The organism is Paenibacillus sp. FSL E2-0178 (genome assembly GCF_038593005.1).
GTDB lineage: Bacteria > Bacillota > Bacilli > Paenibacillales > Paenibacillaceae > Paenibacillus_AQ > Paenibacillus_AQ phytohabitans.
Window position 1 is genome coordinate 7,184,193 of sequence record NZ_CP151953.1, and the last position, 11,996, is coordinate 7,196,188.

Sequence of the window (11,996 nt, forward strand, 5' to 3'; positions counted from 1 at the left end):
TAGATATGGAACGAATAGACAGGTTTATCCGTGAATGTTCACAAGCGCAATGGCTGGAATATCGGGCGATTGAAGACTGGAAGGTCTTCTCCACAACCTACCGGCAGCCGGGGCAGTATGACGAATTACAGCCGTATTTGGGCAGCGAAGCCTTCGGATTGTTCCCGAGCGTACAGGGAACGACTTATATGTTCCGCACGACGCTTGATATTCCGGCGGACTGGACGGGTGCGGACACAGGGATCATCTTCCATTCCGGCGGAGAAGGGCTGCTGAGTGTAGGCGGAGCTTCCCGGCAGGGGCTGGACCGCAATCATACCTTCGTTTCACTTGACCCTGTTGCCGACGGAAGAAACCCGGAGCTTGAGATCGAACTCTACGATCCGATTCCCGAGCCGGATGATCCGTTGAATAAGCAGGCGGTGATTCAGCCGCCGGTCCGGTCTATAACCGCTGCGCTCGTCAGGGTTAACCTGCCGGTGCAGTCGCTGATGTATACCGTTACCGTGATCCGTGATTCGGCGCTGCTGCTGCCGGAACAGGATTTCCGGCGCGTCCGTATCCTGGAGGCGTTGTATCAGGCGATGGATGCTTTTGTCCTTATGGGGCCTGAAGCAGCAAGGGACAGCGGCGGGATCAGAGACATTGAGCAGGAGCTGACCGGGAAAGTCCGGGAAATTGGCGGCAACAGCGAAGGCTTCATTCATATGGTCGGGCAGTCACATATTGATATTGCCTGGTTATGGCCCACGAGGGAAACGGTGCGGAAGACCAGCCGGACCTTCTCGACGGTTCATGCGCTGATGGAGGAATACCCGGAGTACCGCTACGCTCAGAGCCAGCCGCAGCTGTTCGAATATCTGAAGGATAACGACCCTGAGCTGTATGAGAAGGTGAAAACGCGGATACGGGAAGGACGCTGGGAGCTGGTGGGCGGCATGTGGGTGGAGCCGGATCTGAATATTCCAAGCGGGGAATCCCTGATGCGGCAGATGCTGTACGGGCAGCGGTTCTATCAGGAGGAGTTCGGGCGGCAATCCGAGATTGAATGGCTGCCGGACACCTTCGGGTATTGCGCTTCCCTGCCGCAGATTCTGAAGCATGGCAAGGTCCGCTATTTCATGACGACCAAGCTGGGCTGGAATGATACGAATCTGTTTCCTTATGATTTGTTCCACTGGGTAGGCATCGACGGAACGGCACTTCTGTCTTATATGAACCACGGAGTGAATGAGAGTACGCTGCCGAAGGATATTCATGAGCACTGGCAGTCCTACCGTGAAAAAGCCGTGCACAGCGAACAAATGCTTCTCTACGGACACGGGGACGGGGGCGGCGGAGTGACCCGGGAGATGCTTGAATATCTCTCTCGCTCCGAGCTCATGGTGGGCCAGCCAGCCTCCGGCTACAGCACGGCTGCAGATTTCTTCGCAGGCATCGAGCAGGCGAAGCCTGAGCTGCCGGTCTGGCAGGGCGACCTCTATCTGGAGCTGCACCGGGGAACCTATACCACACATGCCCGGAACAAGCGCAATAACCGCAAGGCCGAGATTCTGTACAGGGAAGCGGAACTATGGCAGACGCTGGCCGGACACCAGCTGCAGCCGCAGCAGCGGGAAGAGATCGGGCAGGACCTGCATGAAGGCTGGAAGCTGATTCTGCTTAACCAGTTCCATGATATTATTCCCGGCTCGTCGATTCCCGAGGTCTATCAGACCTCGGACAAGGAGTATCAGAGCATCTTCGCTCTTGGAGATAGCAGCCTAAAGTCGGTCATGGAGGCCGCCGTATCGGATATCGATACCCGTGGAGAGGGCCAGCCTTATGTCGTCCTGAACGGTCTGGGCTGGGCCCGGGATATGGTGGTTGAGCTCCCGGCTGCCGGAGACGGAGCGGATAACACTGCTGCCGCCGTATATGACCGGAACGGAATGCGGCTGGCCGCGGAGCCGGTTACAGCAGACGGGCCAGCTGCTCTCCGCGTGCGGGTGCCGGAGGTTCCGGCATTCGGGTATGTTACCGTGTGGCTGAGAGATGAGGAACAGCCAGCGTTGCGCGAAGATGGCGGAGTTGACGGTAACGGCGGGGTTGGCAGAGATAGCGGAGATGTGCCGACACCGATTGAAGCATCTAATGAAGCTTCGGTTGCAGCTTCGTTCGGCAAGGACTGGGAGACGGAATATTACCGGCTCCGGTTCAATGAACAGGGCGAGATCATCAGCCTGTACGATAAGGAAGCCGGGCGTGAGATTGTCAAGGCCGGAGAGCGGCTGAACCGGCTGCATTTCTTCCATGACCGCCCTATCCTATGGGATGCCTGGGATATAGACAGCCGGTATGAGGAGCAGCCTGCCGGAGAAGCTGTTCTGCTGGAGCAGAAGCTGCTGTCCTCAGGCCCCGTAAGCGATGTGCTGTACTTCCGCTGGAGCATCGGCCAATCCGAAATAGAGCAGGAGCTGATCCTGTATCACAGTGACCGGCGGATCGACTTCAAGACGAAGGTCCAATGGAATGAAGCCCATAAGCTGCTGAAGGTCGGCTTCCCGGTAGATGTAGTAACCAGCAAAGCGACCTATGAGATCCCGTTCGGCGCGCTGGAACGGTCAACGCACCGCAACACCAGCTGGGAGCAGGCGCAATATGAAGTCTGCGGGCACCGCTATGCCGATGTGTCTGAGCATGACTATGGTGTCAGCCTGCTGAATGACTGCAAATACGGCTATGACACGCAGGGCAGTACCATCCGTCTGTCGCTGCTGCGCGCGCCGCGCTGGCCGGATCATTCCGCGGATCTGGGCACACATGAATTCACGTATTCGCTGTATCCGCATACCGGAGACTGGCGCGGGGCGCATACCCTCCGCAAAGCCGCTGAGCTGAATCACACTTCCTATGCGGTTGCCTGTGATTCAAGTGCAGGCCAGCTCCCGCCGTCAGGCTCATTCCTCCCCTATGACGGGAAGCAGGTTATCCTGGATACAGTCAAATTGGCGGAAGACGGAAGCGGCAGTATTCTGCGGCTGTATGAATCCGCTGGCGGACGCGAGACCGTCAAGCTTGGCTGGCCGCTGCCGCATTCGGCGATATACCTGTCCAATGCACTGGAAGAAGAGACAGAGCTGCTGCCGGATGAGGCGGGAGAGCTGACGCTAGACTTCCACCCGTTCGAGATCAAGACCATCAAAATTGTTCATTCAGAATTAGCTGAATAAAAGATAATAACAAAAAGTGAGAAGGAACGGAGGGGGATTTTGGAACTGTAGGAGCGTCAGCGTCCGCCTTTGTCACCGGATTTCCACCGCGAAAAGCGGGTTGAATCAAGAAATCTGGGGACAACAGCGGCCGGAAGTCCAAATATTCACCGCAGTGACGAGTTAACTTTAAGTTAGTACCTTAAAATCAGCTTCTACCCTATAGATTAAGCCGAAGGAGACTATCACCTTGGAACAATTCAGACTTCCCCAGATTCAGATGCCGGAGCTGCCGCTCCCGACATCCATTCAGGCCGTATTGGCCGAGGCCGAAGAGAAGCTGGCCCACCGGCCCAAGCTGCAGCGCCTGTTCCGGAACTGTTTCCCGAACACGCTGGAGACTACTACCAAGCTGCTTGACGATGGAACCACGTTTGTCATTACGGGCGATATCCCGGCCTGCTGGCTGCGCGATTCGGTCGAGCAGGTCATTCATTATGTGCCTTTTGCCGCCAAAGATCCTGAGCTGCAGCGTATGATCGGCGGGCTGATCAAGCGCCACACGCAGTACGTGCTGATTGATCCTTACGCCAACGCATTCAACGAAACGGCTAACGACTGGCACTGGAATGCCGGGGATGTGACGGAGATGTCGCCCTGGGTGTGGGAGCGCAAGTTCGAGATTGACTCGCTATGCTTCGTGATCCGGCTGGCCCATGCCTATTGGGAGGAGACGAAGCGATCGGATATCTTCACGGCTGATTTCAAAAAAATGCTGCGCACCATTACCGATCTCTTCAAGCGGGAGCAGCATCACGCTGAACAATCCCCGTACCGCTTCACCCGGAATAACGGGATTATGGAGGATTCGATCCGGGGCGGCGGCCTCGGCATGCCGGTCAACTACACAGGGATGATCTGGTCCGGCTTCCGCTCCAGCGACGATGCCTGCGATTTCCACTACAACATTCCGGGGAATATGTTCGCTGTGGTGGCTCTGCGCCAGATGCAGGATTTCGCCGAGTGGGTGTTCCGCGATCTGGATTTCCTGGCCGAGCTGAAGGCGCTGGAGCAAGAGGTGGATCACGGCATCAAGCTGTATGGTATCTATCGCCACCCTGAATTCGGGCCGATCTATGCGTACGAAACAGACGGCTACGGCAATTACTGCCTGATGGATGACGCCGGAACACCGGGCCTGATGTCCATTCCGTACCTCGGGTATTTGAAGAACGACGATCCTATCTATCAGAATACTAGACGTTTTGCGCTGAGCAGCGAGAATCCGTTCTATTACGAAGGCCAAGCCGCCAAGGGAATCGGCAGTCCGCATACCCCTCCGGGTTATATCTGGCATATGGCGCTGTCCATGCAGGGAATCACGGCGGATAGTTCGGAAGAGAAGCTGGCGGTGATTGCCATGCTTGAAGCAACGGACGCGGATACCGGCTATATGCATGAAGGCTTCCTGGCCGACGATCCGTCGGTGTTCACCCGCAAGTGGTTCGCCTGGTCGAACAGCCTGTTCTCCCAGTTGGTCTGGCGGGCGCTGCAGGAAGGGATTCTCTAGTTCCGGCCTGCATGGATACAGAATACAGGAAGCTAATTATGATTGTGTAAAGCACTTTTTCATATACAAAGGAGACCTGAGCATGAGTACAATTATTGGAGAAACATTGTCAAATATCCCTTGGCAGGAGAAACCGGCGGACAGTAATGCGCCTGTATGGAGATACTCCGCCAATCCGATCATTAAGCGGGATGCGATCCCGAACTCGAACAGTGTGTTTAATTCGGCGGTCATTCCCTTTGAGGGCGGCTTCGCCGGCGTCTTCCGCTGCGATTCCAAATCGGTCAGCATGGATATCTTTGCCGGGTTCAGCGAGGACGGGGTGAACTGGAAGATTAATCATGAGCCTATCGTCTTCCAGGGCGATGAGGAAATCATCAAGCGGGAATACCGCTACGATCCCCGGGTATGCAAAATTGATGACCGTTACTATATTTCCTGGTGCAACGGCTATCACGGGCCGACGATTGGACTGGCATATACGTTTGATTTCAAGACGTTCCATCAGCTGGAGAATGCCTTCCTGCCGTATAACCGGAACGGGGTGCTGCTTCCGCGCAAGATCGGCGGCAATTATGCTATGCTCAGCCGTCCAAGCGATACCGGGCATACTCCGTTTGGCGATATCTTTTACAGCGAAAGCCCTGACCTTACCTTCTGGGGCAAGCACCGCTATGTGATGGGCACGGTGAACGGCGATGCCTCCGCCTGGCAGTCCAAGAAGATTGGCCCGGGTCCGATTCCGATTGAGACCGATAAGGGCTGGCTGCTGATCTACCACGGCGTAATCAACACCTGCAACGGGTTTGTCTACCGCATGGGCTGCGCGCTGCTCGATCTGGATCAGCCATGGAAGGTGAAAGCCCGCTCACGCAACTATATTCTCGGCCCTGAAACCTTGTACGAATGTGTGGGCGATGTGCCGAATGTGACCTTCCCTTGCGCGGCTTTGACGGATGCGGCTACAGGACGGATTGCCATCTACTACGGTTGTGCAGATACGGTTACGGGTCTGGCCTTCACCACCGTGGACGAATTGCTTAACTATATGGAGGAATATCCTCTGGAGACTGAGGTGTAACAGCCATGGACAAACAACAAACGGCGCATATCATCTCCCATACGCACTGGGACCGGGAATGGTATCTTCCTTATGAACGCCATCATCTCCGGCTGATCCGGCTGGTCGACAGCCTGCTGGACACGCTGGAGCAGAACCCGGGATTCCGGAGCTTCTTCTTCGACGGACAGACGATCATTATAGAAGATTATTTGCAGGTCCGCCCGGAGAACCGGGAACGGCTGGAACGCCATATCCGTGAAGGACGGATCTATATCGGGCCTTGGTATATTCTGCAGGATGCCTTCCTGACCAGTCCGGAAGCCAATGTGCGCAATCTGCAGATCGGGCATCAGGACGCGGGAGTCTACGGGGAGGTATCGAAGATTGGCTATTTCCCCGACACCTTCGGCCTGACCGGACAAATTCCGCAGCTCATGGTACAGGCCGGAATCACCAATGCCTTCTTCGGGCGCGGGGTGAAGCCGACAGGCTTCAACAATACGGTCTCTAGCGACGGCTATGAATCCTCGTTCTCGGAGCTGGTCTGGGAAGGGCCGGACGGGTCCAAGGTGCTGGGCATCCTGTTCGCCAACTGGTATTCGAACGGCAATGAGATTCCAGCCGGGGAGGAGGAGGCGAAGACCTTCTGGGAGCGCAAGCTGGCAGATGCGAGGCAGTATGCGGCCACGGATCAGCTGCTGTTCATGAACGGCTGCGATCATCAGCCGCTGCAGACCGATCTGCCGGAGGCGATCCGGACTGCAGAGCAGCTGTACCCGGAGATATCCTTCGTTCATTCGAACTTTGCCGATTATATTAAGGCTGTGCAGCACTCTCTTGCCGGCCGCAGCCTCTCCACGGTTAAGGGCGAGCTGCGAAGCCAGCGCACAGACGGCTGGGGGACGCTGGTTAATACAGCGTCCGCCCGGGTGTACCTGAAGCAGCTGAACCAGCGGGGCCAGGCGCTGCTGGAGAAGGTCGCCGAGCCGCTGGCCGTTATCGCCAGGCTGCACGGCGGGGAGTATCCGCAGCATTTGTTGACCTACGCGTGGAAGACGCTGCTGCAGAACCATCCGCATGATTCCATCTGCGGCTGCAGTGTAGACGAAGTGCACCGGGAGATGGTAACCCGGTTCGACAAGAGCCGTCACACTGCCGAAGGCATCGTGGCGGACAGCATGCAGGCGATCACTTCGGCGGTGGACACATCGGGCTTCGCCGCGTATGGTGAAGCTGCCATTCCGCTCGTTGTGACGAATACAAGCGGCTGGAGCCGCACGGGTACAGTCAGCGTGGAGCTGGACGCGGCACGCCTGTATCTGCGCGAAGGCCACACGCTTGAAGAGAACGCCCGCCGGATGAAGGCGGTTGACCTGAGCGGGCGTGTCCTGGTGGATGAACAAGGCAACGAAGTGCCTTGTACGATTCAGGACCTGGGGCTGTCATTCGGCTATGATCTGCCGGATGACCGGTTCCGGCAGCCGTACAGCTGCCGCAAGGTGCAGCTGACCTTCGAAGCGGCGGATGTGCCAGCGCTGGGACTGCGCGCTTATGCCTGGGTCCGCCCGCTGGCAGGGGCCGCTGCCGGTCAATCTGGCCAAGGCATAGCAGGGTCCGCCGCAGCGGGTGGTGCCGCAACGAACGGGACGGAGATTCCGGCAGGTGCCGGGGCCTCAGCGTCGCTTGTCCACGGCGGACGTATTCTGGAGAACGACACGCTGCGCGTTGAGATTATGGCCGACGGTTCCTTCACGCTGGAGCATAAGCCAAGCGGCAAAGTATACCGTGATCTTGGTGTCTATGAGAATACCGGGGACATCGGCAACGAATATATGTACAGACAGCCTGCGGGTGAAGTTCCGCTGACTACCCGGGGGCTGAGGGCTGATATCAACATCATCGAAGATGCGCCATACCGGGCATCTATAGAGATCGTCCATGAATGGGAGATTCCGGCTTCCGCCGATGCCGTGCTGGAAGAAGAACAGCGTGCGCTAGTCTATTATCCGGAGCGGCAGGCGCAGCGCTCAGCGGACAAGGTTCTGCTTAAGCTACGGACAGTGTTAAGGCTGGAACGCAGCGGTAAAGGTCTGGAATTCAAGAGTTATATCCATAATACGGCGAAGGATCACCGTCTGCGGATGCTGTTCCCTGCAGATCTGGCCGCAGCTTCCCACCGTGTAGACTCGATGTTCGAGCTGGCGGAGCGGCCGAATGAACCGGCGCCGGAGTGGCTGAACCCGAGCAATGCGCAGCATCAGCAGAGCTTTGTGGATGTGGCGGAGGAGCATGCGGGGCTTACGGTCGCTAATCTCGGACTCCATGAATATGAAATTCTGCATGACGGCCGCAATACTATCGCTGTTACTCTGCTCCGCTGTGTCGGAGAGATGGGCGACTGGGGCTGGTTCCCTACGCCGGAAGCCCAGTGCCAGGGGGAACATATGGCGGAGCTGCTGCTTATTCCGCATAGCGGGGACGCGGTAGCTTCTGGTGCTGCGGCTGCAGCCTACCAGTTCCAGATTCCCTGGACCTGCGCCCAGGCGGAGGTTCATACAGGAACCATTCCAGCCGTGTACTCGGCTGTCCGCTGGAGCGGCACGGCTGCCGCCTTCTCTTCGCTCAAGATGAACGAAGAGAGCGGGGATCTGCTGCTTCGCTGGTTCAATATGACCGGCCAGTCTTGTGAACTGAAGCTGGAGACAGACCTGCCGGCAACGGGCTTCTACACATCAAATGTGCTGGAAGCTAAGGTTGCGGATATTGCGGCTGAGACTGGGCTGCTGGAGCAAGGCGGAGCAAATGCGCTTCAGCTACAGCTGGGCGGACATGAAATACTAACCGTTGGCATCCGGCTTGACTGACAGAAGCAGAAGTAGCAGTAGAAGTAGAAGCAGAAGCAGAAGTAGAAGTAGAAGCAGGAGGTGACCCTCAGTTGGATAAGCTAAGCAGTGATCAGAGTCCGTTCCCGGGTGTGCAGCAGTATATGAAGGCCTCTCAGGGGCAATGGAGACTGTCAGCACAATCCCGGGTTAGGATTGTAGACAATATCAGATCAGAGGGAAACAGGGTCCTCAATGACACGATTTTCATTGTTCTCTCGGAATATGCAGACAGTCTGACTCCATCCGGCCATCTCCTGTCTGTACTTTATGGAGAGTGTGAGACACCGTCTTCTGGAGATATTGTCATTGAATTGAACGACAGCGGAGTAGGCAGAGGTATGGACAGCCGGGAAGGTTATGTCATTGAAATCGGCAAGTTTGTGCACATCACGGCCCCAAGCGAAACTGCTGTGATGTATGGATTGCGGACGGTGATACAGACGCTAGTGGCTGACGGCTTCATGCCGTACGGTAGAATCACCGATTACCCTGTGATGCCGGAGCGGGCGCTGCATATTGACATCGGGCGGAAGTTCTATACCGCCGAATGGATCATGGACAGGATCAGGGAGATGTCCCGGCTTAGACTGAATACCCTGCAGCTGCATTTCTCCGAGAATGAAGGCTTCAGGCTGATGAGCGAGAGCCATCCTGAGGTAATGTCGGACGAATATTTAACCAAGCAGGAAATGAAGGCGATTATTCATACGGCCGCAAGATATCATATTGCTGTTATTCCTTCACTGGATTCGCCGGGCCATCTGGGACAAGCCCTGCGGACACATCCGGACTGGCTGCTTAAAAATTCATCGGGAGCCGTTGCCCCGGGCGCGCTGGATATTACGAATGCCGCTGCGCAGCAATTCGTGCTGGAGCTGATCGACGAGTACGCGGAGTTATTTGCCGGAAGCACTCATTTTCATATCGGTGGCGATGAATTTATCAACTTCGGGCAGTTCGGGGAATATCCACAGCTGGCAGAGTATGCGGAGAATGTACTGAACATCAGCGGCGGGACGGGTGTGGACACTTATATTGACTACCTTAACGGTGTGGCTGAACATCTGGAGTCCAAGGGATGGATCGTCCGCGCCTGGAACGATGGACTGTACCGTGGGGATCAGATCCAGAGAATAACGCCTAAATCCTCCATCCAAATTACGTATTGGACGAAATGGCATGAAATGATGGCCCCGGTTGAAGAGATCATTGCGCAGGGACATCAGGTGATTAATTTCAATGATGCCTACTTTTATTACGTACTGGGTGAGCATGCAGGCTATACGTATCCAACAGGAGAGAAAATCTGCAATTCATGGCATCCGGGGTTGTTCCCGCAGCGGTCCGGCGGAGCGAAGCAGGAATATCCCGCGGGTTCTTATCCGCGTGAGTTAATCGGCTGTTCCTTCTCCATCTGGAGCGACAAGCCGGAAGCGCAGACCGAAGCAGAAGTGGCAGTCGGAATCCGCGGGCCGCTTAGCGCTATGGCGGAGAGAGCGTGGCTGGGGAAGCAGAAGCTGGCCGGTTACGCGGAGTTCATCTGACGCGGTTAATAGTTAGAAATTCAATGCTGCCCCAGCAAGCCTTCAATAGGCTTGCTGGGGCAGCTTTTTTTACTGTTGAGAAACTACACTGTGAAATTCCGTTGAGAACTCAAATCTGCGAGTGAAGCGGACTGAGAATCCGTTATATCTCTCAAAAACCTTCTTATCAGGATGAAGCGGACTGAGAATCGCTTATCTAGTTCATTCGGGCCTGAAATGGAGGGGGTTCGGCGATATAAGCGATTCTGAGTCCGTTTGACCACTGAATCCGTCTAATTAGCTCCAATAGCGGAATCTCAGTCCTCCCAGCTGGCTGTGGGGTTAGAGTCATGAAGAGCACGCCAAGTTTTGGTTGAGCAAATGAATACCTGTAGGCTCTACCCTGTTCACCAATCGGGTCATTGTTCCTCCGCATAATTCAAACCTAATTGATAGGCCTGGTTAAGCAGCAGCTCATAATGCCGGGGATTAGAATCTAAGGTTGTCTCGTATAGAAACTCAACCCTGGAATTGGAGATACCGCAATAATCTGCGATTCCTACATTGAGCAGGTGGGCAATTGTTTCATCATAGTTGCGCTTGCGCATCTGTTCCTGCGAAACGCCCGCCAGACCCATCCACAACACCTGCTGATGATGGAGCTGGTTCTTGCCGTAGGCAAATCCGTTGTTCCATACCCGGTCTATATAACCTTTCAGCATGGCCGGTAAATGCCACCACCAGACAGGGAAAATAAAGGCCAGGGCATCATGCTCCTTCAACCGCTTCATTTCCCTCTCCACCTCAGGTGAGAAGGATTGCTCCTCAAGGGACATGTCAGGCTCATCTACTCCTTGCAAAAGAGGATCAAAGCCAATCCCGTGCAAATCCAATATCTCATAGCTATGTCCAGCCTCTGTAAGACCTTGTGCAAAACGGCGGGCAGCCGCAAAGGTCAGGGAATCTTGTCTTGGATGCGAAACCACGATTAATACGTTCATCTGTATCGTCACTACCTTTCTGAACCGCCAATTTGTAGCCATGATCAGTGGCTGATGCTATTATAAACAGGAATAAAAGAGTCTGGAAGTACGCACTTTCATGTTCTATAGGATGAGAAAGGTACCATAGGAACATTGAAGTGCCCTGCACCCGATAGTATATTCCCGGCATATACACAGCTTTTTGACGGAGGAATAAGCAATGACAGAACAGAGTGATAATAGCACTCCAAAGAAATATAAAGTCGGAGTAGAAGCGGCATTAGAAGTCATGGGCGGGAAATGGAAGCCTCTAATCATCTATCATTTGATGACAGGCTGCAAACGTACGTCCGAGCTGCGGCGGCTCATCCCCGGCATTACACAAAAAATGCTGACCACCCAGCTAAGAGGCCTGGAAAAGGATGAGATTATTGCCCGGAAAATATTTAAAGAAATCCCGCCTAGAGTGGAGTACGAGTTAACACCCTACGGCTGGGGATTAAAGCCTGCGCTGGATCTTTTATGTTACTGGGGAGAGGATCACCTGGATAAGGTTTATGGTGACAAATCCAAGGTCTTGGAAGAGTTTTAAGCTGTGTGAGGGGAGGACCGTCAGACCTGATGAGGGGATGGCGGTTTTTCTATTAGCTCGTGACCGGTATGGCAGCCTATGCAAAGTTACCTTAAGGAATTCATTGCCTATCTCCCTGGAATTTCAGGGTGTATGATTCTGTTATCAGATGCGCAGCTGGTATATTCTAGTGTATGGGAAAAGGTGAGA

The 11,996-nt window shown here is 55.0% G+C and carries 7 protein-coding genes; 6 read left to right on the plus strand and 1 reads right to left on the minus strand.

Features of this window, described 5'->3' with window-relative positions:
* Positions 1 to 5 precede the first annotated feature (5 nt).
* The 5 genes from MHI42_RS30915 to MHI42_RS30935 all read left to right on the plus strand — a co-directional run bounded on the left by MHI42_RS30915 (position 6) and on the right by MHI42_RS30935 (position 10,253).
* Positions 6 to 3,212, plus strand: a complete 3,207-nt coding sequence (locus MHI42_RS30915) for an alpha-mannosidase (protein WP_342424840.1) — start codon at positions 6 to 8, stop codon at positions 3,210 to 3,212.
* A gap of 229 nt (positions 3,213 to 3,441) precedes the next feature.
* Positions 3,442 to 4,761, plus strand: coding sequence for a glycoside hydrolase family 125 protein (locus MHI42_RS30920; protein WP_342421661.1), 1,320 nt, complete (start codon positions 3,442 to 3,444; stop codon positions 4,759 to 4,761).
* Positions 4,762 to 4,843: 82 nt separating this feature from the next.
* The gene (locus tag MHI42_RS30925; protein ID WP_342421663.1) at positions 4,844 to 5,842 is read left to right on the plus strand and encodes a glycoside hydrolase family 130 protein; all 999 of its coding nucleotides are present in this window, start codon (positions 4,844 to 4,846) and stop codon (positions 5,840 to 5,842) included.
* 5 nt (positions 5,843 to 5,847) lie between these two features.
* Entirely contained in the window at positions 5,848 to 8,688 is a 2,841-nt protein-coding gene (locus MHI42_RS30930) for an alpha-mannosidase (protein ID WP_342421664.1), read from the plus strand.
* 71 nt (positions 8,689 to 8,759) lie between these two features.
* Complete coding sequence (locus MHI42_RS30935; protein ID WP_342421665.1) at positions 8,760 to 10,253, plus strand: glycoside hydrolase family 20 protein; 1,494 nt, start codon at positions 8,760 to 8,762, stop codon at positions 10,251 to 10,253.
* 398 nt (positions 10,254 to 10,651) lie between these two features.
* On the opposite strand, the gene MHI42_RS30940 is transcribed toward MHI42_RS30935, so the two are convergent.
* The gene (locus MHI42_RS30940) at positions 10,652 to 11,233 is read right to left on the minus strand and encodes an NAD(P)H oxidoreductase (RefSeq protein ID WP_171717359.1); all 582 of its coding nucleotides are present in this window, start codon (positions 11,231 to 11,233) and stop codon (positions 10,652 to 10,654) included.
* Between the two features lie 202 nt (positions 11,234 to 11,435).
* Here MHI42_RS30940 and MHI42_RS30945 point away from each other — a divergent pair, with 202 nt between their 5' ends.
* Positions 11,436 to 11,807: a helix-turn-helix domain-containing protein gene (locus tag MHI42_RS30945; protein ID WP_171717234.1), complete on the plus strand. Its 372-nt coding sequence runs from the start codon at positions 11,436 to 11,438 to the stop codon at positions 11,805 to 11,807.
* Positions 11,808 to 11,996: the final 189 nt, after the last annotated feature.

Bases quoted from the DNA above. Each gene is read 5' to 3' on its own strand.
- MHI42_RS30915 (WP_342424840.1), top strand. From the start codon at position 6: ATGGAACGAATAGACAGGTTTATCCGTGAATGTTCACAAGCGCAATGG.
- MHI42_RS30925 (WP_342421663.1), top strand. From the start codon at position 4,844: ATGAGTACAATTATTGGAGAAACATTGTCAAATATCCCTTGGCAGGAG.
- MHI42_RS30930 (WP_342421664.1), top strand. From the start codon at position 5,848: ATGGACAAACAACAAACGGCGCATATCATCTCCCATACGCACTGGGAC.
- MHI42_RS30940 (WP_171717359.1), bottom strand. From the start codon at position 11,233: ATGAACGTATTAATCGTGGTTTCGCATCCAAGACAAGATTCCCTGACC.
- MHI42_RS30945 (WP_171717234.1), top strand. From the start codon at position 11,436: ATGACAGAACAGAGTGATAATAGCACTCCAAAGAAATATAAAGTCGGA.